Source organism: Devosia limi DSM 17137, assembly GCF_900128975.1.
GTDB lineage: Bacteria > Pseudomonadota > Alphaproteobacteria > Rhizobiales > Devosiaceae > Devosia > Devosia limi.
In genome coordinates, this window is record NZ_FQVC01000008.1 from 1 (window position 1) to 18,940 (window position 18,940).

General features: G+C 60.8%; 18 protein-coding genes and 2 tRNA genes. 13 read left to right on the forward strand and 7 right to left on the reverse strand.

The genetic code is table 11. The annotated features are described in order from the left end of the window. A partial coding sequence (locus tag BUA69_RS13180) for an IS5/IS1182 family transposase (protein ID WP_072866560.1) occupies nucleotides 1-346 on the forward strand: 346 nt, incomplete at its 5' end. On the opposite strand, the gene BUA69_RS13185 is transcribed toward BUA69_RS13180, so the two are convergent. Further along, complete coding sequence (locus BUA69_RS13185) at nucleotides 343-1,167, reverse strand: sugar phosphate isomerase/epimerase family protein (RefSeq protein WP_244468785.1); 825 nt, start codon at nucleotides 1,165-1,167, stop codon at nucleotides 343-345. The two genes, BUA69_RS13180 and BUA69_RS13185, sit on opposite strands and share 4 nt — an antisense overlap. A gap of 183 nt (nucleotides 1,168-1,350) precedes the next feature. Between BUA69_RS13185 and BUA69_RS13190 the strand changes: the two genes are divergently transcribed. Continuing rightward, nucleotides 1,351-2,139 carry a DUF1684 domain-containing protein gene (locus BUA69_RS13190; protein WP_046135962.1) on the forward strand — a complete coding sequence of 263 codons (789 nt, stop codon included), beginning with the start codon at nucleotides 1,351-1,353 and terminating at the stop codon, nucleotides 2,137-2,139. Nucleotides 2,140-2,231: 92 nt separating this feature from the next. Here BUA69_RS13190 and BUA69_RS13195 read toward each other — a convergent pair whose 3' ends face one another. The 3 genes from BUA69_RS13195 to BUA69_RS13205 all read right to left on the reverse strand — a co-directional run bounded on the left by BUA69_RS13195 (nucleotide 2,232) and on the right by BUA69_RS13205 (nucleotide 4,435). Next, entirely contained in the window at nucleotides 2,232-3,005 is a 774-nt protein-coding gene (locus tag BUA69_RS13195; protein WP_046135963.1) for a L,D-transpeptidase family protein, read from the reverse strand. 169 nt (nucleotides 3,006-3,174) lie between these two features. Continuing rightward, nucleotides 3,175-3,251 (reverse strand) — tRNA-Arg (locus tag BUA69_RS13200). 116 nt (nucleotides 3,252-3,367) lie between these two features. After that, nucleotides 3,368-4,435, reverse strand: a complete 1,068-nt coding sequence (locus BUA69_RS13205) for a LacI family DNA-binding transcriptional regulator (RefSeq protein ID WP_046135964.1) — start codon at nucleotides 4,433-4,435, stop codon at nucleotides 3,368-3,370. 227 nt (nucleotides 4,436-4,662) lie between these two features. Here BUA69_RS13205 and BUA69_RS13210 point away from each other — a divergent pair, with 227 nt between their 5' ends. The 8 genes from BUA69_RS13210 to BUA69_RS13245 all read left to right on the forward strand — a co-directional run bounded on the left by BUA69_RS13210 (nucleotide 4,663) and on the right by BUA69_RS13245 (nucleotide 13,520). After that, a complete protein-coding gene (locus BUA69_RS13210) occupies nucleotides 4,663-5,901 on the forward strand; it encodes an ABC transporter substrate-binding protein (protein ID WP_046135965.1) in 1,239 nt (412 codons plus the stop codon). A gap of 221 nt (nucleotides 5,902-6,122) precedes the next feature. Then, nucleotides 6,123-6,959, forward strand: a complete 837-nt coding sequence (locus tag BUA69_RS13215; RefSeq protein WP_244468786.1) for a carbohydrate ABC transporter permease — start codon at nucleotides 6,123-6,125, stop codon at nucleotides 6,957-6,959. Further along, the gene (locus BUA69_RS13220) at nucleotides 6,959-7,876 is read left to right on the forward strand and encodes a carbohydrate ABC transporter permease (RefSeq protein WP_046135967.1); all 918 of its coding nucleotides are present in this window, start codon (nucleotides 6,959-6,961) and stop codon (nucleotides 7,874-7,876) included. The genes BUA69_RS13215 and BUA69_RS13220 overlap by 1 nt, the downstream gene beginning before the upstream one ends. Before the next feature lie 4 nt (nucleotides 7,877-7,880). Continuing rightward, nucleotides 7,881-8,972, forward strand: a complete 1,092-nt coding sequence (locus BUA69_RS13225) for an ABC transporter ATP-binding protein (protein ID WP_046135968.1) — start codon at nucleotides 7,881-7,883, stop codon at nucleotides 8,970-8,972. 183 nt (nucleotides 8,973-9,155) lie between these two features. Beyond that, entirely contained in the window at nucleotides 9,156-9,905 is a 750-nt protein-coding gene (locus tag BUA69_RS13230; RefSeq protein ID WP_046135969.1) for a sugar phosphate isomerase/epimerase family protein, read from the forward strand. A gap of 5 nt (nucleotides 9,906-9,910) precedes the next feature. After that, on the forward strand, nucleotides 9,911-11,053 hold the full coding sequence (locus tag BUA69_RS13235; protein WP_046135970.1) for a Gfo/Idh/MocA family protein: 1,143 nt from the start codon (nucleotides 9,911-9,913) through the stop codon (nucleotides 11,051-11,053). Nucleotides 11,054-11,225: 172 nt separating this feature from the next. Further along, nucleotides 11,226-12,281: a sugar phosphate isomerase/epimerase family protein gene (locus tag BUA69_RS13240; RefSeq protein ID WP_046135971.1), complete on the forward strand. Its 1,056-nt coding sequence runs from the start codon at nucleotides 11,226-11,228 to the stop codon at nucleotides 12,279-12,281. Between the two features lie 81 nt (nucleotides 12,282-12,362). Then, nucleotides 12,363-13,520 (forward strand): Gfo/Idh/MocA family protein, encoded by a 1,158-nt coding sequence (locus BUA69_RS13245; protein WP_046135972.1) that lies wholly within the window; start codon nucleotides 12,363-12,365, stop codon nucleotides 13,518-13,520. Nucleotides 13,521-13,848: 328 nt separating this feature from the next. Here BUA69_RS13245 and BUA69_RS13250 read toward each other — a convergent pair whose 3' ends face one another. Further along, the gene (locus BUA69_RS13250) at nucleotides 13,849-14,154 is read right to left on the reverse strand and encodes an ETC complex I subunit (protein ID WP_046135973.1); all 306 of its coding nucleotides are present in this window, start codon (nucleotides 14,152-14,154) and stop codon (nucleotides 13,849-13,851) included. 70 nt (nucleotides 14,155-14,224) lie between these two features. Continuing rightward, nucleotides 14,225-14,301, reverse strand: a tRNA-Pro gene (locus BUA69_RS13255). Between the two features lie 104 nt (nucleotides 14,302-14,405). Here BUA69_RS13255 and BUA69_RS13260 point away from each other — a divergent pair. After that, nucleotides 14,406-15,143, forward strand: coding sequence for a phosphatase PAP2 family protein (locus BUA69_RS13260; protein ID WP_052950634.1), 738 nt, complete (start codon nucleotides 14,406-14,408; stop codon nucleotides 15,141-15,143). Here the strand turns inward: BUA69_RS13260 and metC are convergent. Then, nucleotides 15,125-16,306, reverse strand: a complete 1,182-nt coding sequence (metC, locus tag BUA69_RS13265) for a cystathionine beta-lyase (RefSeq protein ID WP_046135974.1) — start codon at nucleotides 16,304-16,306, stop codon at nucleotides 15,125-15,127. The genes BUA69_RS13260 and metC overlap by 19 nt on opposite strands. A gap of 222 nt (nucleotides 16,307-16,528) precedes the next feature. Here metC and BUA69_RS13270 point away from each other — a divergent pair, with 222 nt between their 5' ends. Both BUA69_RS13270 and BUA69_RS13275 read left to right on the forward strand, forming a co-directional pair. Beyond that, nucleotides 16,529-17,545 carry an amino acid ABC transporter substrate-binding protein gene (locus BUA69_RS13270; RefSeq protein ID WP_046135975.1) on the forward strand — a complete coding sequence of 339 codons (1,017 nt, stop codon included), beginning with the start codon at nucleotides 16,529-16,531 and terminating at the stop codon, nucleotides 17,543-17,545. Nucleotides 17,546-17,745: 200 nt separating this feature from the next. Next, nucleotides 17,746-18,936, forward strand: a complete 1,191-nt coding sequence (locus BUA69_RS13275) for an amino acid ABC transporter permease (protein ID WP_046135976.1) — start codon at nucleotides 17,746-17,748, stop codon at nucleotides 18,934-18,936. Nucleotides 18,937-18,940 lie beyond the last annotated feature (4 nt).

Consider the following 18,940-nt stretch of genomic DNA (forward strand, 5'->3'; position numbering starts at 1 on the left):
ACCCGGGCAGGCCTCAGACAAAGCAGCGGTTCCCGCCCTATTGGCAACACGAGCAGTCGTCGGTGACGTGGTCGCGGACCGCGGCTACGACGCGCAAGCCATTATCGAGATGATCCAGCAAAGAGGCGGCCGCGGCCACATCCCAACCCAACGGGACCGCAAGCAGCAGCGCAGCGTCGACCCAGCCATCTACCGCCAGCGCAACCTCGTAGAACGGTTCTTCAACAAGCTCAAACACTTCCGCAAGATCGCAACCCGATACGAAAAGACGGCGCGCAACTATCTCGCCGCCGTTCTCATCGCTTGTTCACGCCTCTGGATGCGCTTTTATGAGTCCGCTACCTAGGCCGCAACGGCGCGGTCTGCCCGTGCCTTCAGGTCGGCAAGGTGCTTGCGGTCGCCGCCCGGCATTTCGACCGAAGCCCAGCCCGAATAGCCGACTGCCGATAGCGCACGATTGACCGCCGGCCAATCGCAGTCGCCATCGCCGAGCGCCACGTCAAAGCCCTTCCAGGTCCCTTCGGCGTCCATCTTCTTGAGGCTGAATTCCTTCATGTCGATCTTGAAGATGCGCTGGCCCAGCGCTTCGATCCAATCCACCGGGCGGACATAGCGCAGCACATTGCCGACGTCGAAATACCAGCCGATCCGTGGGTGCTCGAAGGTATCGATGAACCGGGCTGCCTCGAGCGGGCTGAGCAGGAAATCATTCCACACGTTTTCGATGGCCAGCGAAACGCCGGTGCGGTCGGTATGCGGGAGGATCCTGGCTATTTCGCTGACCGCCAGTTCATAAGCCGTCTTGTAGCTTGTACCCGGCTTGACCACGCCAGGAACCAGCAAGACGGTCGTTGCTCCAAGCTGCTGGGCCTCATCAAGTGCTGCAATCGTCGCATCGACGCAGGCTTGCCGCACCGCCGGATCGGGATCGGTCAGCGGGAGCTGCCAATGCTGACAATTGACCACGCCGGGCACTGTCAGCCCGGTCTTGTCGCGTGCAGCGATGACTTCGGCCAGCGGCAGGTCGCCGGGGGAATCAATCTCGATGCCGTCAAAACCCAGATCCTTGGTCAGCTGGAATTTCTCGAGGATGCTGAGACCGTCCTCCTCGATCATGTTCCACTTCAGGCTCAGCTTCGCGAGCGGGCGGGGCGTTTGGGCGGTCACAATTGCATCCTGGTTCTTGGTTGGCGCATGCATCAGTCTGTCAGGCGATTGGCAGGCCGATCAAGCCCGCAGAATGGAAAAGCGTGGAACCCGTGACCTTTGTTTTCGCTGCTATTCGTGGCATTGGCGAAAGGGTGCTGTTGGCGGGAACGCGCCCGCCAACCCAAGGTCCCGAGGAACACAATGTCTGACTATCAAGCCGAGATTGCCACCTGGCGCGCTGCGCGCCTCAAGACCCTCTTTGGCGATGAGGGATGGCTCAATCTCATTGGCCGCGAATGGCTTGCGCCGGGCAGTGCCACCATCGGCTCCGCCGAGGATAATGATCTCATCATGGAGCGGGGACCCGCCCATATCGGTACGGTGACGCTGGTCGAGGACGGCACGGTGACGCTTGTCTCTGCCGACAGTCTGACCACGCTCGAATTTGCGCCCAGCAGCCTGTCGCAGCGTCAGGTGCTGGGCTCGGTTCTGGTCGAAATCCACCAGTTCAATGGCCGCCCCTCCATCCGCCTGCGTGATCTTGATAGCAATCCCGGCGCCACCTTTCCGGGCATCGAAACTTTCCCGGTCGACCCGGCCTGGCGCGTCACCGGGCAATGGGTCAGCCTCGATACGCCACAGGCGATCGAGATCGACACCTTCGCCGGGATTCCCACGACGGTGACCGCGACCCATCGCGTCGACTTCACCCTTGCCGGGCAATCCCTGTCCCTGCTCGCCACCCATGGCTCGCGCGAGAAGCCCATGTTCGTGTTGCGCGACAAGACCTCCGGCGTCGAGACCTATGCTGCCGCCCGCTTCCTCTATGGCGAGAATTCCACCGACAAGCACGTGGTGCTCGACTTCAACAAGGCCTTCAACCCGCCTTGCTCGTTCACCCCTTATGCGCTCTGCCCGTTCCCGCCGGGACAAAACGTGCTGCCAGTCCGCATCGAAGCCGGCGAACTCCTGCCGCCAGGCCATCCCTGACTCCGCCGACCTCGCCCGCCGGGCGCTTACCTGGCTTGATAGCAACGTCGACGGGTAGGCACGCGTTCCCTCTTCGGGTGACAGCGTTCTGATCAGAAGTTGGCCATCACCGTAGATGGCGTAACAGGGCAGGCGCCTGCCGGGTCGAGCCCGCCCACGGGCGGATTGAAGACATACTTCTTCTCGCAAACGTCCCAGGCTGGCGGCTGCTTTGTCCGATCGAAAGCGTCGGTGCCTTGCTTGAGGTTGCCCCAGAAGGCGGCGTGTGGGCTGGCGGCGTGCTGAGCCAGGTTGGCATCGGTCATGCGGAATGGCAGCAATTGCAGCTGGAATGAGCGATTGCCGCCCCGGAACGACTCGCGCGCCAACGCATAGATCTCCTTGATCCCCTCATCGGTCATCGCAAAGCAGCCGACCGACCTGCAGTCGCCATGGACCATAAGATTGGTGCCTGTGCGGCCCCAGGCCTGATCAAACTTGTTGGGAAAGCCGACATTGAACGACAGCCAGTAGGCGGATTTTGGATTCATCAGGGCAGGGGTCACGTCATAGAACCCTTCGGGCGATTGATGATCGCCTTCACGGATCTTGGGGCCAAGCGCGCCCGACCATTTGCAGATCGGAAAGGTCTTGAGCAGCGCATACTGGCCCGAATTGGTGCGCTTCCACACTTCCAGCTCGGAACTCTGCTTGTAGACGCGGATCACCATGGGCTGGGCCGGCGAGGAGCCGATCTCTGCGAGACGCGCCACCAGTTCCTTGTTCAGGGGCACATTGTGTCGGTTGTCCCCCACGAACTGGCTGCAGCCGGCAAGGACAACAACGGCGGCGATGGCGATCAAAAAGCGGAGCGGATGGCGGTTCATAAAGGTCTCATTTCAAGACCCCATCCTAGTTGGGCGTGGTTACCCACTCGTATATGGACCCCGGACAGCCCCCCAAACGGGTGTCAGTTCGGATCAATATTTCGGGAGCCGAAATCGCTCTGGGCGCTGCTGACACGCGGTGGCGCTGCTCGCCAGATACCACTGGAATTGGCGATCCCGGGAGGACTCGAACCTCCGACCAACAGCTTAGAAGGCTGCTGCTCTATCCAACTGAGCTACGGGACCGTGCTGGGGTGGCTGCGCGCTCTTTAGCGCATTTTTCTCAGAAATGAACGCCCTTCTTGCGCGTTCGCGCCGAGCGTCCGGATCAAGTTGTGGACGAGGCGGGCGAGCCAGCAAATTCAAGTACAACGGATTTCGGCCGCATTGGGGTGGTGGACGCCAAAGGGCGCAGTGCTGTCGCGCAGGATCAATTCGGAATTGAGCACGATCCGGAGCGGCTCGCCCTGGCGGCTCTCACCTTCGAGAATGTCGATCAGCGCCTCCGCTGCCAGGCGGCCGATTGCGGCCCGGGGTTGGCGTATGGTGGTCAGTGGGGGCGCATAGTGCAGCGCGACGGCAAGGTCATCGAAGCCGATGATGGAGACATCGCGGGGGCACTCCAGACCATGTTCCCGCAACCCTGACAGAAATCCGATCGCCATTTCGTCATTGGCGGCAAAGATTGCGCTGGGGCGTTCCTGCAGGGCCAGGAAATGCGAGGCGGCCAGATAACCGCTCTCCATCTCGAAACTACCGGGAAATAGCCATTTCGGCGACGCTGCCAACCCAGCTTCTTGCATTGCCTGCAAGTACCCTGCACGGCGTTCGGCGGTCAGCACATTACCCTCCGGCCCCAGGATATGGCCGATCCGCATATGCCCGAGGTCGATCAGATGTCGTGTAGCCCTGGCGGCGGCAAAGCAATTGTCGGTTTTGACTGTATGGAACGGCGAATTGGGGATCTCTTCGCAGGCTACCACCAGTGGAACCGTAACCGGGCTGCCTGTCAGGTCGATGAGTTCATCGAGCTCCAGCGAGCCATCCAGCAGCAGCAGGCCATCGGCGCGGTTGGACCGGAAATAGTCTTTGAGGTGGCGAACGGGGTCGTGGCCCGAGAACCGATTGGTCACCAGCACGCCATAGCCACGCAACGCCGCCTCACGTTCAATGGCATCAAGGATGGTCGAAAAGAACGTATTACGAATATCGGGGAGGGCAACGAGGATCGTTCGCGAGGTTTTCTGGCGTAGTGACCGCGCCGCCTGGTTGAGCGTGTAGCCAGTTTTCGCAACCGCTTCGGAAACACGCGTTCGTGTTGCCTCACTCACCCGTCCAGGGTTGGACAGGGCGCGGCTTACAGTTGCAGTAGAGACATTAGCTATCCGAGCAACATCTTGAATTGTTGGGGCTTTTCGCGCTGCTGTCATTAAGTTCAGCACCCTCAAAATGCCGTATACGACTTCTGTCTAAATCGATCTTGACAGGCGCGCAAGAAGTGTCTGAATGTAATGCAATCGATTGCAGAGATTTCGGGCACCGAGTTATGCAATCGATTACACGCGGCCAGCTCGGGACCTCTCTCCAAGAAGATGACCCTGCGGCTGGCGGCTTCGCGGGAGCGATTTGCTCCAAGTGATCGTTGGGAGGACAACCTATGAAGAAGTTTGCAGTGGTTGCCGCTATGGCAACTGCTTTCCTCGGCTCCACGGCTGTTTATGCTGCGGATGTCGAAGTTATCCACTGGTGGACATCTGGTGGCGAACAGGCTGCCGTGTCGGTCTTCGCAGATGAGTTCGATGCTCTGGGTGAAGACAAGTGGGTCGATACCGCTATTGCCTTGGGTGAAAACGCCCGTGCTGCCACGATGCAGCGCGTTCTGGGTGGCGATCCTCCAGGTGCGGCGCAATTCAACCCCGGCCGTCAGTATGAGGAGCTGATCGCCGCGGGTCTCCTGCTCGACCTGACCCCGCTTGCGGAAGCCGAGGGCTGGGACGAGATCGTCCGTCCAGACGTGATTGCCGAGCCTTGCCATATCGATGGCAAATGGTGGTGCGTCCCCGTCAACATTCACTCCGAAGCCTGGATGTGGGCATCGATCCCCGCCTTCAAGAAGGCCGGCGTCGATCTGCCGACCAGCGTCAGCGATCTCGTGGCCAAGGCCCCCAAGCTTCAGGAAGCTGGGCTCATCCCCTACGCTCAGGGCGGCGAAAGCTGGCAGCTGAACGCGGCGTTTGGTGGCATCATCATCGCGGAACTGGGCATCGAGCAGCGCGACCAACTGCTGCGCGACCACAATCAGGATATCGCCAACTCTCCCGAATTCACCAAGGTCTTCGAGACCTTCCGCGAACTCAAGAAGTATAGTGATCCAGGCTCCCCGGGCCGTAACTGGAACGACACCACCAATCTCGTGCTGACCGACCAGGCTGGCGTGCAGATCATGGGTGACTGGGCTCGTGGCGAATTCGGCGTTGCCGGCAAGAAGCCAGGCGTCGATTACGCGTGCCTGCCGCTCGATAGCGCCAACCCATTCGTGACCACTGGCGGCGACATCTTCCTGTTCTTCAAGCAGGATGACCCGGCAGTCGAAGCGGCCCAGCTCAAGCTCGCTTCGACCATGATCAGCCCGCGCGTGCAGGCCCTGTTCAACGTTGCCAAGGGCTCCATGCCCGTTCGTGACGACGTGGACATGTCCCTCGCTGACGACTGCATGAAGCTCGGCCTTGAAATTCTCAAGGACCCTGCAAACGTCGTGACCAGCGCCAACAACTGGCTCTCGAACGACACCACTGGCCAGATGCAGGATTTGATCGCAGAATTCTGGGCCAATGACGACATGCCAATCGCAGACGCTCAGAAGCGTTATGCCGAAATCCTGGCCACGGCCGACTAAGGACGTGATGGAGCGGGCAGCGCGTCGCGCGCGCTGCCCGACGCCTCATGCCATTGGCGCCTTTGCGGGCAATGCCCTGGGCGTTGGCAGCTAACGACAAGGAAATCGTCATGACTGAAGCTGCTTCAGCAAGTCCTTTGGCCAAGTCTCAGGCCAGCGGCAGCGCGAGGCGAGGGCGCTGGCGCCTGTCTTCGATAATGTCGGTGGTCGGAACGACTCCGATGATCCTGACAGCCATCGGTGTATTCGTCGTCTGCATCATCTATTCATTCTTGCTTTCATTCACTAGCTCAAGGCTGTTCCCGTCCTTTGATTTCATCGGGTTCGATCAGTACGAGCGTCTTTGGTCCACTCAGCGTTGGCTGGTTTCCGTCAACAACCTCTGGATTTTCGGTCTGCTCTCGATCGGCTCCAACATGGTTGTCGGCTATTTGCTGGCCGTGTTCATGGACCAGCGTATTCGCCAGGAAGATCTGTTCCGCTCCATTTTCCTTTATCCTTTCGCCATGTCGCTGGTGATCACCGGCCTGGTATGGCGCTGGATTCTCGATCCGAATTACGGTTTGCAGGCGACGGTCCGGGGCTGGGGCTTCGCGGATTTCAGTTTCGCCCCGCTGGTGGATTCCAACACTGCCATTTATGGGCTGGTTGTTGCGGGCATCTGGAACGGCGTGGGCGTCAGCATGGCCATCATGCTGGCCGGTCTGCGCGGCGTGGACAGCGAAATCTGGAAAGCCGCCAAGATCGACGGCATTCCGACCTGGAAGACCTATCTGCAGATCGTCCTGCCGATGATGCGCGGCGCCATCCTGACGGCGTTCATCCTGCAATGCGTTGGCGTCGTGCGTGTGTTTGACCTTGTCGTCGCCATGACGCAGGGCGGCCCCGGCATTGCCACGCAGATGCCTGCCATCTTCGTCATCCAGCACATCACCGACCGCGCCAATGTCGGCCTCGGCATGGCCGCCGCGACCATGATGCTGCTTCCCGTCGTGCTGTTGCTGGGTCTGCAGCAGTTTATCCAGTGGCGGGCCAACCAGAAGCGGATGAACAGCTAATGACCACAGAAGCTCTTTCCCCCTCTGCGTCCCGCGTTGTCGAGGGACCGCGCGGCGCCAAGCCAAAAAGGCTGACCATCAGCCGGATCGGCGTCTATGCCTTTCTGGTGCTGGCGGCCCTGTTCTTCCTGATGCCGCTCTGGGTCATGGTCGTGACCTCGCTCAAGGGCATGCCTGAAATCCAGATGCGCAACCTTTTCGCCTGGCCGTCCGAGCTTACCTTTGAGCCCTGGATAAAGGCCTGGGACACTGCCTGCACCGGCCGCGATTGCAATGGCCTCAAGCCCGGCTTCTGGAACTCGATCAAAATCACTGCAGTCGGCACGTTCTTCTCCATCGTCATCGCGGCGATGAATGGCTACGCGCTGTCGTTCTGGCGCTACAAGGGCGCCAATATCCTGTTCGGGCTGCTGCTGTTCGGCGCGTTCGTACCCTATCAGGTGGTGATCTATCCGCTGATCCTGGGATTCCGTCAGGTCGGTCTGTTCGGCACGTTCCCGGCGATCATCATCGTCCACGTCATCTTCGGCATGCCCATCCTGACGCTGTTGTTCCGCAACTTCTTTGTCAGTTTACCGCCGGAGCTGTTCAAGGCGGCGCGCGTCGATGGTGCAGGATTCTGGCAGATTTTCTTCCAGATCATGCTGCCCATGTCGGTGCCGATCACCATCGTGGCGGTCATCCTGCAGGTTACCGGCATCTGGAACGACTTCCTGTTCGGCACGGTTTTCGCCGGTCGCGAAAACATGCCGATGACGGTCCAGCTCAACAACATCGTTCAGACGACAACGGGCGTGCGTGAATACAACGTGCACATGGCGGCGACCATCCTGACCGCTGCTGTGCCGCTCGCCGTCTATTTCATCTCCGGAAAATGGTTCGTCCGCGGCATCGCCGCTGGTGCGGTGAAGGGTTAAGCAGATGCAACATAGTGTTTCCATCCGGGATCTCTCGCTCAACTTCGGTAATGTCAGGGTTCTGGAAAACCTTAATCTGGATATCGCCCAGGGTGAGTTCATCGTTCTGCTGGGGCCATCCGGCTGCGGCAAGTCCACGCTGCTGAACTGCATTGCCGGCCTGCTCGACGTCACCGACGGGCAGATATTCATCGGTGGCAAGAACGTCACCTGGGAAGAGCCCAAGGACCGCGGCATCGGTATGGTGTTCCAGTCCTATGCGCTCTATCCGCAGATGACCGTGGAACGGAACCTCAGCTTCGGCCTGCGCGTCGCCGGCATGAAGAAGGACGAGATCGAAAAGCGCGTCGCCCGCGCCGCCGAAATCCTCCAGATCGGGCCGTTGCTGCAGCGCAAGCCGGTCGAACTGTCCGGCGGGCAACGCCAGCGCGTTGCCATTGGCCGCGCCCTGGTGCGCGATGTGGACGTGTTCCTGTTCGATGAGCCGCTGTCCAATCTGGATGCCAAGCTCCGCTCGGACCTGCGCGTCGAGATCAAGCGGCTGCATCAGCGCCTGAAGAACACCATGATCTACGTGACCCACGATCAGATCGAGGCACTGACCCTGGCTGATCGCATCGCCATCATGAAGAACGGGGTGATCCAGCAGCTCGCCGATCCGCACACAATCTATAACCGGCCAGTCAATCTCTATGTGGCTGGGTTCATCGGCTCTCCGTCGATGAATTTCATCCAGGGCGAACTCAAAGGCGGCGCCCAGCCGACTTTCGTCGCCGATGACGGCACAGTCATCACCACCGGCAACTACCAGTTTGACGAAGCGCCCGCCGCTTCTGTCAAGGCGGTCCTGGGCGTGCGGCCCGAGCACATCGTGATCGGGGAGGCGGCTCATGCCATGCCGTTCTCGACCGATGTCGAAATCGAGATTGTCGAGCCCATGGGGTCCGACACGCTGGCCTGGACCAAGATCGCCGGCCATCCGGTGACCTTCCGGTGCAGCAGCGACACGGAGATCAGGGTCGGCCAGAACCTCAAGGCCGGCTTCGACACCGCCCGCGGCTCGATCTTCAATGCCGAGACCACCAACCGGGTCTGATCGGCTTTCCTTCCATTTGGCGGCGCCTTTGGGCGCCGTCCATCAGTCGTCGCCGACGAGACTTGGCCAATATTACTATTGCGGTAATTGACCTGCCTTGTCGGCGCGACGGCACCCACAATCCCGGCTAGCCATGCATGCAGCGTGTCAGGCCAAACTCATAATCACTCTCAAGAGGCATCAATGACCGAATTGTCATTCCAGCTCTACAGCGCCCGTAACTTTCCGCCACTGGCCGATTTCCTGCCCAAGCTTGCCGCTCTTGGCTACAAGCAGGTCGAAGGCTATGGCGGACTCTATGGGGACGCGGGCGGCCTGGCAGCCCAGCTCAAGAGCAATGGCCTCGCGATGCCGACCGGCCACTTCGGCCTCGATCAACTCAAGGACACCGCGACCGCGCTCAAGACTGCCGAAACCATCGGCATGAAGAAGATCTACTGCCCCTATATCGGCGTGGAAGATCGCAGCACCGACGACTCCAAGTGGGTCGAGTTGGCCGAAACGCTGGCATCGCTCGGCGAGACCTACACCAAGGCCGGCTATGGCTTCGGCTGGCATAACCACGATTTCGAGTTCTTGCCCACGAGCAGCGGCCGCCTGCCGATGGATATCATCCTGGAGACCGCGCCCGATATCGAATGGGAAGCCGACGTCGCCTGGATCGTGCGCGGCAAGGCCGACCCGATCGCCTGGTTCGATCGCTATGGCAGCCGCATCACCGCCGTTCACGTCAAGGACATCGCGCCAGCCGGCGAAAATGCCAATGAAGATGGCTGGGCCGATGTGGGCCATGGCCGCCTCGACTGGGACAATCTGATCACCAAGGTGACCAGCAAGACCAAGGCTGAGTATTTCGTCGCCGAACACGATAATCCGTCCGATGCCGAGCGCTTCGCCAGCCGCTCGATCGCTACCGCCAAGAAGTGGAAGTAACTCCAATGGCCAAGACTTATGGCGTCGGCATCATGGGTGCCGGCAATATCTCCAGCGCCTATCTCAGGCTCGCGCCGCTGTTCAAGGGCCTCGAAGTGCGGGCCGTGGCCGATATTATTCCTGCCGCCGCCCAGAAGCGCGCCCAGGAATTCAACGTCGCCGCGCAGACGCCGGACGAGCTGCTGAAGAACAGCGAAATCGACGTGATTGTGAACCTCACCATCCCGGCGACCCACTATTCCGTCTCGATGGACATCGTCTCCGCCGGCAAGCACGCCTATTCGGAAAAGCCCTTTGTGCTGACGCTGGAAGAGGGCAAGGCGCTCAAGAAGGCTGCGGACGACCGCGGCCTCAAGGTCGGCAGCGCCCCTGACACTTTCCTGGGCGGTGCGCACCAGCAGGCGCGCGATATCATCGATAGCGGCAAGATTGGCAAGATCATGAGCGGCACCACGCACGTGATGAGCCGCGGCATGGAGCATTGGCATCCCAATCCGGATTTCTTCTTCCAGGTTGGCGCCGGTCCCATCCTCGATATCGGGCCGTATTACGTCACCGATCTGATTCATCTGATCGGGCCGGTCAGGCGCGTCTCCGCCTTCACCAATATGGCGCGCGAAGAGCGGGAAGTGACCGCCGAGGGTCCATACAAGGGTACCAAGATCAAGGTCGGCACGCCGACCACGATCCATGGTGTGCTGGAGTTCCACAGCGGTGCCATCATCACCATTGGCGCCAGCTGGGACGTGGCCAGCCATGGTCACCACAATATCGAACTCTACGGGACCGATGGATCGCTATACGTCCCTGATCCCAACTTCTTCGGCGGCGAGCTGATCACCACCGATATCGCGGGCACCAAGTCCACGGTGACCCCGTGGAGCCATCCGTTCGGTATTGCCAATCAGGATCTGGAATCGCCCAATCCGCGTGCCAATTACCGCACGGCCGGCCTCGCCGACATGATGGCCGCGCTGGAAGGCGGCTACACAGCCCGTTGTGGCCTCGATGTGGCGCTCCATGCCGTCGACGTGATGACCTCGCTGTTGAAGGCCGGCGAGAGCGGGCAGGTGCTGACCCTGTCCACCACTTGCGAACGCCCTATGGCGCTGACGCCAGCCGACGCCCAGGCGCTGCTCAAGGCCTGAGGTTCGTGCGTCATTGACAGGCGGGCAGCCGGTCAATGAATATGGTAATCGATTACATCGGCAGGCGGCGGCCTTTTCGCCGCCTGTTGTTTGGGTCCCAGGGGGCCAGTTAGAATAACAAGTCCGGCTCCGTGTTACGGCCGCCAGGGCTGGCTAAGTGAGGAGCAACGATATGCGCACCATCAAGGGGCCCGGTATTTTCCTGGCCCAGTTTGCGGGCGATGCCGCCCCGTTCAATTCCCTCGACGCCATCTGCGGCTGGGCCGCCAACTACGGCTACAAGGGCGTGCAGATTCCAACCTGGGTGGGCAGCCTCATCGATCTCGAAAAGGCGGCGACGTCCAAGACCTATGCGGACGAGTTGGCCGGCACCGCCGCCAAACATGGCCTGGAAATCACCGAGCTTTCCACCCACTTGCAGGGGCAGCTGGTTGCCGCGCATCCGGTCTATGACACCATGCTGGACGGCTTTGCCCCGGCCAAGGTGCATGGCAATCCCAAGGCGCGCCAGGAATGGGCGGTGCAGCAGCTGCATTGGGCCGCCAAGGCCTCCAAAAACCTCGGCCTCACCGAACACGCAACCTTCTCGGGTGCGCTGGCCTGGCCGTTCCTCTATCCCTTTCCCCAGCGCCCGGCCGGTCTCGTCGAAGAGGCCTTCGATGAATTGGCCCGCCGCTGGACCCCGATCCTCAATGCATTTGACGAGGCAGGCGTCGACGTCTGCTACGAGATTCACCCCGGTGAGGACCTGCATGACGGCATCACCTATGAGATGTTCCTCGAGCGCGTGAACAACCATCCACGCGCCAATCTGCTCTATGATCCCAGCCACTTCGTGCTGCAGCAGCTCGATTATCTCGACTACATCGATATCTATCACGAGCGGATCAAGATGTTCCACGTCAAGGACGCGGAGTTCAATCCAACGGGCCGGCAGGGCGTCTATGGCGGCTTCCAGAGTTGGATCAATCGGGCAGGGCGCTTCCGTTCGCTCGGCGACGGTCAGGTCGATTTCGCCTCGGTGTTTTCCAAGATGGCGCAGTATGATTTCGCCGGCTGGGCCGTGCTTGAATGGGAATGCGCCATCAAGCATCCCGAAGATGGCGCGCGCGAGGGTGCCGAGTTCATCAAGAATCACATCATCCGCGTCACCGAACACGCCTTTGACGACTTTGCGGCGTCGGGCACCGATCTGGCAGCCAACCGCAAGATTCTGGGGCTGAGCTAAACCATCCGCCCCGCCGGGTCATTCCCGCGTTCGTGGGAATGACCGGTGACTTAAAGACAATGACGCAAGAGGGAGGCATCAATGGCTGAAAATGGCGCGAAGCGCATTCGCCTGGGCATGGTTGGCGGCGGCACGGGGGCCTTTATCGGCTACGTCCATCGCGTCGCATCCCGGCTCGATGGGGACTATGAGCTGGTCGCTGGCGCGCTGTCGTCGCGCCCCGAAGTCGCCAGGGAGTCAGGTCGCAATCTTGGGCTGGCCGATGACCGGATCTATACCAGCTATGAAGAGATGGCCCGTGCGGAAGCCGCGCGCCCCGATGGCATCCAGGCCGTGTCGATCGTCACGCCCAATCACATGCATTTTGGGCCGGCCAAGGCCTTCCTCGAAGCCGGCATTCACGTCATTTGCGACAAGCCCATTACCTCGACCATCGAAGACGCGCGCAAGCTCGCCGAAATCAAGTCGAAGAACGGCGCCCGCTTCCTGCTGACCCACAATTACACGGGCTATCCGCTGATCCGGCAGGCTCGCGAACTCGTCGAATCGGGTGCGCTTGGCAATATCAGGGTGATCCAGGCCGAATACCCGCAGGATTGGCTGACCGAGGCCGTCGAGCAGTCCGGCAATGCCCCCGGCGCTGAATGGCGGACCGATCCGGCCCGCTCCGGCGCTGGCGGCGCCATCGGCGATATCGGCACCCACGCCTACAATCTGTTGCGCTTCGTTACCGGGCTCAAGACCGAGGCGGTTTCTGCCGATCTCACCAGTTTCGTACCTGGCCGCAAGCTGGACGACAACGTCCACATCATGCTGCGCTTTGAGGGCGGTGCGCGCGGCATGCTCTGGGCCAGCCAGGTTGCTGTCGGCAATGAAAACGGGCTGCAGCTGCGCGTCTATGGCGACAAGGGCGGTATCGAATGGCGTCAGGACAATCCCAACTACATGTGGTTCACCGAGTTCGGTAAGCCCAAGCAGTTGCTGACCCGCGGCGGCTCCATCACCGGGGCGCCGGCCTCGACCATGAATGTGCGCATCCCATCCGGCCACCCGGAAGGCTATCTCGAGGCCTTCGCCACCCTCTACACCCAGTTCGCCGCCATCATCCGTGGCGATGGCGCTGCCTATGAGGGTCTGCTGCCGACCCTGCAGGACGGCGTCGAAGGCATGGAATTCATCAACGCTTCGGTGAAATCGAGCCAGGACGACGGCAAGTGGACCAGGCTCAGCGACGTTTGAGCTCGATAACCGGCGTCTCGGCTGGGGCCGGGACGCACAACGCCTAAACTGCTCACATCACCTAACCATGGTGTCACTTCAGCCCGGAGTTAGTCCCGCGACGGCGGGAATCTCCTTGGGTCTGGGATGAAGAGATTCCCGCCTGCGCGGGAATGACTCCTTTTTTGGCTGCCAAGCCCGGCTCACCACACTGATACATCTGGGTAAGGCAGGCCCGCTGCAGCAGGACGATTATCTGCGCGGGGGCCAGGGCGTCAGTCCGGAAAAGCAAAGGCGCCGCAATGGCTTGCGGCGCCTTGGTGATTCTTTCTATCCGCCTTGGGTGACGCTAATGCGTCCAGGGCGTCTTGCGGTCGGAGCGGAAATTGTCTGGATAGTAGACGCGCTTGGGTGTTGCGTCGTGCGCCGGCTGCACCGAATAGGGAATGCCGTTCTTCTGGGCGTAGCCCTCGGCAGCTTCCAAGGTGTCAAAGGAGAGGCGGATCTGCTGGCGAGTGTCGCGGGAGCTCGTATACCCCATCAAAGGGTCGATTTCGCGCGGAACAGCAAGCTCGTGCACCAGAACCCACTGGTTCGACTTACCTTTACCCGACTGCATGGCATTACGGGCCGGGCGATAGATACGGGCGGTCATGCGACGTCCTCAACACAGCGCAGAGGCCGTACGGCTGGCCTGCGCCATGACGTAAGGCCAGAAGGTGCGATGGTCGGAGTACAAAGATTCGAACTTTGGACCCCTGGTTCCCAAAACCAGTGCTCTACCAGGCTGAGCTACACTCCGTAATCGCAAGCCTCCACTAGCGCGTTGCCCGGCAAAGGGCAAGCGCTTCTGACAAGTGTTCAGTGCTATTGACGATTTAAGGCTTTCGCCCGAGAAAGTCGCCCATGTTCGATTTGACCAAACCATGGCCGTTGGGCCTGTCTCGCCGCACCTGGCCGGCCTTTTGTGCCGGCATCGTGCTTGTTCTGCTGGTTCTCGCCAGCATTGATGCCTGGGCCTCGCAGGGGGCCATCAACTGGCCCGACGCCTGGCGGGCGCCATTCTTTTTCATCACCGATTATGGCCTGTCCGACTGGATACTGATTCCCAGCATGCTGGTTTTCTTGCTGGCAAGGCTGGCGATGATTCTGCTGCGTCGCTTGCCGCGTCTAGCAGCCTTTGAGGTCTCGCTGGTTTCCGGCTTCATCTTCCTCGGCGTGGCGATGCCGGGCCTGTTCGTTGCCATCGTCAAGCGCCTGATCGGGCGAGGCCGTCCAGACGAGTTCGAGGCCTCGGGCCAGTTTGCCTTTCACCACATCGTCAATGCATGGAATTTCCAGAGCTTTCCATCCGGTCACACCACCACGGCGATCGCCTTTGCCTTTGCGATGGGCTTTCTGATGCCGCGTCTATTCCCTTGGCTCCTGGCCTTGGGTGTCGCGGCCGGGATCTCGCGGGTGCCGGTGGGCATGCATTATCCGACCGATGTGTTCGGCGGACTGATCGTCGGCATGCTGGGCGCGTATCTGGTGCGCAACTGGTTTGCCGCCCGCAGCTTGCTTTTTATCAAGCAAGCGGACGGCAGGATCGTCAGGCGGCCATTGGTGGCCTTGCCGCGCCTGTTTCAGCGGGCGCGGGCGTAACGCTCGATAGCCGCCGCCAGGTCGGCCTTGAGGTCATCAACACCCTCGAGGCCGATATGCAGCCGGAACATGTTGCCTTCCTCGGTCCACTTCACCGCAGTGCGGATGCGGCCGGGCGTAATCGGGGTGCAGAGGCTTTCATAGCCACCCCAGGAATAGCCCATGGTGAACAGGCTCAGGTGGTCGATGAACGCGGCCACCGAGGCCCGTGGCGCCGGTTTCAGCGTGAAGCTGAACAGGCTGCCCGAACCGGAGAAGTCGCGCTTGAACAGGGCGTGGTCGGGATGGCTGGGCAGGGCAGGGTGATACACCTTGCTGACTTCCGGTTGCGTTTCGAGCCAGCTGGCAATCTCCAGCGTGCGGCGTTCATGTTCTTTCATGCGGATCGCCAGCGTGCGCAGGCCGCGTGCGACCAGATAGGCCTCGTCGCCCGAGGTGAAAAAGCCCAGCGCGCCGCGCGTTGCCTCGACGGCCGCCCAGCTCTCCTTGGTGGTGGAAATGGTGCCGGCAAAGGCATCGGAATGGCCGACGAACATCTTGGTCCCGGCATGGATCACGATATCGGCGCCCAGGCTCAGCGGCCGCAGGAACAGCGGACTGGCCCAGCTATTGTCGACGAGCAGCTTGATCCCTGCCTTGCGGGTGACTTCGGCCAGCGCCGGAATGTCCTGAATTTCGAAAGTCAGCGACCCCGGGCTCTCGGCCAGCACCGCCTTGGTGCGCGGAGTGATCAGTTCAGCCAGGCCTGCGCCAATGCGCGGATCGTAATAGCGCGTGGTGACGCCCATGCGCGCCAGGAAACCATCGGCAAACTTGCGGCCCGGCTCATAGGCGCTGTCGGTTACCAGAATTTCGTCGCCGGCCTCGACGCAGCTCAGGATGGCGATGGTGATCGCCGCCAGCCCTGACGGTACCAGCCGGGTGCGATATGCCCCCTCAAGGGCGGTCACGATGGTCTCGACGCCCTCGGTGGTCGGGTTGCCGGCGCGGCCATAAAGGAAGCGCTGCTGCTGCGACTCGATATCGTCCAGGGTTTTGAACAGCACGGTCGAGCCGCGATAAACCGGCGTATTGACGAACCCGAACTGGTCGTCCGGCTCGCGCCCGAGATGGGTCAGTAGGGTTTCTACCGATAGCGCCTGCTTGTTTGCTTCACTGGTCATCGCACTGGCCTGCACAAAATCAACTCACTCCTGTTTGACGCTCAAAAAAGAGACAGTATTCCTGCCTCAACGGTGGATCGGCCCTTGACGCCCGTTCCATTAGCCGCTTCCATGATTAGCAGCATCGCAATTGTCTAATAAGGCACGGTGTGGCCGGCTCCAAGTCGCTGCGAGGCGACGGGGGCACGGGAATAGAAGGTCAGGAAACAAAAAGGCAAATAAATGCAAAAGACGCTCCTTACTATTGCACTGTCGGCCTCGCTCGGGCTGACGGCAACTGCGGCTCACGCCCAGACGCTGGAAGCGGTAAAGGAAAAGGGCTATGTGCAGTGTGGCGTGACCGGCGGCGTGCCGGGCTTTTCCGCTCCCGATGCCAACAATAACTGGGCTGGTCTTGAAGTCGACTTCTGTCGCGCCCTTGCGGCCGCGATTTTCGACGATGCCGAGGCCGTCCGTTACACGCCTTTGACGTCCCAGGAACGTTTCGCCGCCCTCTCGGCTGGTGAAATCGACGTGCTGTCCCGGACCACGACCTGGACCATGAGCCGCGATACCGATCTCGGCATCTCGTTCATTGGCACGATGTACTATGACGGCCAGGGCTTCATGGTCCGCAAGGCGGACGAAATTGCGTCGTCACTGGACCTGTCCGGTGCAGCTATCTGCATCGAGTCCGGCACCACCACCGAACTGAACGCTGCCGACTACTTCGCCGCCAACAATCTCGAATTCAATGTGGTCGTGTTTACCGACCAGGACGAAGTCGTGAAGGCATTTGAAGACGGCCGCTGCGACGTTTACACCACCGACGCTTCGGCGCTGGCGGCGGAACGGTCCAAGTTCGCCAATCCAGATGACTACATCATCCTGCCCGAAATCATCTCCAAGGAACCCCTTGGCCCGGTGGTTCGCCAGGGTGACTCCACCTGGTTCAACATCGCTCGCTGGACCTATTTCGCCCTGCTCGAAGCCGAAGAACTGGGCGTGACCCAGGCCAATGTCGATGAAATGCTGGGTGCCGACAATCCGTCGATCAAGCGCCTGCTCGGCGTTGAAGGCGACTTCGGCGCGCCGATCGGCCTCACCGCCGACTGGGCCTACCGCATCATCAAGCATGTGGGCAATTACGGCGAGTCGTTCGACCGCCACGTTGGTCCTGCTACCCAGATCGGTCTGGCGCGCGGCCTGAACGCCCTCTGGAAAGACGGTGGGCTGCAATATGCCCCGCCGATCCGCTAACCATGATCTCGTCCGGCGCCTCCCCTTGGGGGGCGCCGGTTTCGTTTTGACTGGCGACTTTCGTGAACTCTTGCAAGCCGAACTGCTCTACGGGCAGCCCGAAGTCGAAGCGCTTCCGGTTGCCGGTGGAAGTGTTTGTCGTTTTTGTCTGAAGTTCCACGCAAGCGCTCCTGCTCTTGATTGAGAGGACCTATCGCCCCATGGCCGTGCAAGGTAATTTGCGGACTGCGCCACCCCGGACATCGTTCTTCAACGATCCGGTGGTCCGAGGCATCATCTACCAGGTCGTCGTCGCTGCCATCGTCATTGGTTTCTTCGCCTGGATCATCGTCAACACCGCCCAAAACCTGGCGGCTCAGAACAAGTCGACCGGGTTCGACTTTCTCTTCCGGACCGCAGGGTTCAATATCAGCTTCACGCTGATCCCGTTCGATCGCAGTTCGTATTACTGGGAGGCCTTTCTCGTCGGCCTGCTCAATACGCTGCTGGTCGCCGTCATCGGCATCTTCTTTGCGACCATCCTGGGCTTTGTCCTCGGTATCGCTCGCCTGTCATCGAACTGGCTGATCTCGCGGTTTGCCACCGTCTATGTGGAGACCATCCGCAACATTCCGCTGCTGCTGCAGCTGTTCTTCTGGTATTTCGCCGTGCTCAAGGCGATGCCGGCAGTGCGCGACAGCATTTCACTGCCCATGGGCATCTACATCAATCAGCGTGGCCTGTTCGTGCCCAAGCCGGTGCCCGATGACCAGTTCGTCTGGGTTTATGCGGCCGTGGTGCTGGCCCTCGTATTGTGTTTCGCGCTCAGCCGATGGGCCAAGCGCCGTCTGGAAACCACAGGCAAGCGCTTCCCGGTCCTGCTGAGTTCCATCGGGCTTTTCCTTGTCGTGGTGGCCGTCGGCTTCGTGCTCAGCGGCGCCAGCGTTTCCTTCGACATGCCGGAACTGCAGCGCTTCAACTTCAGGGGCGGGCTCGAACTGCCACCTGAATTCGTGGCTCTGGTCTTCGGCCTGACCATCTATACCGCCGCATTCATCGCCGAAAACGTGCGGGGTGGCATCCAGGCAGTCAGCCACGGCCAGACCGAGGCGGCTCAATCACTGGGGCTCAAGGAGGGGGACCGGCTACGCCTGGTGATCGTTCCGCAAGCCATGCGGGTGATCATTCCGCCCCTGACCAGCCAATATCTGAACCTGACGAAGAACTCGTCCCTGGGCGCAGCCATCGGTTACCCGGAACTGGTCAACGTCTTCACCGGCACGACGCTCAATCAGACCGGCAAGGCGATCGAGGTGATCGCCATGACCATGGCGGTCTACCTGACGTTCTCGTTGCTCACCTCAGCTTTCATGAACTGGTACAACGGGCGCGTTGCACTGGTCGAGCGATAGGAGC

Bases quoted from the DNA above. Each gene is read 5' to 3' on its own strand.
- BUA69_RS13190 (WP_046135962.1), top strand. From the start codon at position 1,351: ATGTCTGACTATCAAGCCGAGATTGCCACCTGGCGCGCTGCGCGCCTC.
- BUA69_RS13195 (WP_046135963.1), bottom strand. From the start codon at position 3,005: ATGAACCGCCATCCGCTCCGCTTTTTGATCGCCATCGCCGCCGTTGTT.
- BUA69_RS13205 (WP_046135964.1), bottom strand. From the start codon at position 4,435: ATGACAGCAGCGCGAAAAGCCCCAACAATTCAAGATGTTGCTCGGATA.
- BUA69_RS13210 (WP_046135965.1), top strand. From the start codon at position 4,663: ATGAAGAAGTTTGCAGTGGTTGCCGCTATGGCAACTGCTTTCCTCGGC.
- BUA69_RS13215 (WP_244468786.1), top strand. From the start codon at position 6,123: ATGATCCTGACAGCCATCGGTGTATTCGTCGTCTGCATCATCTATTCA.
- BUA69_RS13220 (WP_046135967.1), top strand. From the start codon at position 6,959: ATGACCACAGAAGCTCTTTCCCCCTCTGCGTCCCGCGTTGTCGAGGGA.
- BUA69_RS13225 (WP_046135968.1), top strand. From the start codon at position 7,881: ATGCAACATAGTGTTTCCATCCGGGATCTCTCGCTCAACTTCGGTAAT.
- BUA69_RS13230 (WP_046135969.1), top strand. From the start codon at position 9,156: ATGACCGAATTGTCATTCCAGCTCTACAGCGCCCGTAACTTTCCGCCA.
- BUA69_RS13235 (WP_046135970.1), top strand. From the start codon at position 9,911: ATGGCCAAGACTTATGGCGTCGGCATCATGGGTGCCGGCAATATCTCC.
- BUA69_RS13240 (WP_046135971.1), top strand. From the start codon at position 11,226: ATGCGCACCATCAAGGGGCCCGGTATTTTCCTGGCCCAGTTTGCGGGC.
- BUA69_RS13245 (WP_046135972.1), top strand. From the start codon at position 12,363: ATGGCTGAAAATGGCGCGAAGCGCATTCGCCTGGGCATGGTTGGCGGC.
- BUA69_RS13250 (WP_046135973.1), bottom strand. From the start codon at position 14,154: ATGACCGCCCGTATCTATCGCCCGGCCCGTAATGCCATGCAGTCGGGT.
- BUA69_RS13260 (WP_052950634.1), top strand. From the start codon at position 14,406: ATGTTCGATTTGACCAAACCATGGCCGTTGGGCCTGTCTCGCCGCACC.
- metC (WP_046135974.1), bottom strand. From the start codon at position 16,306: ATGACCAGTGAAGCAAACAAGCAGGCGCTATCGGTAGAAACCCTACTG.
- BUA69_RS13270 (WP_046135975.1), top strand. From the start codon at position 16,529: ATGCAAAAGACGCTCCTTACTATTGCACTGTCGGCCTCGCTCGGGCTG.
- BUA69_RS13275 (WP_046135976.1), top strand. From the start codon at position 17,746: ATGGCCGTGCAAGGTAATTTGCGGACTGCGCCACCCCGGACATCGTTC.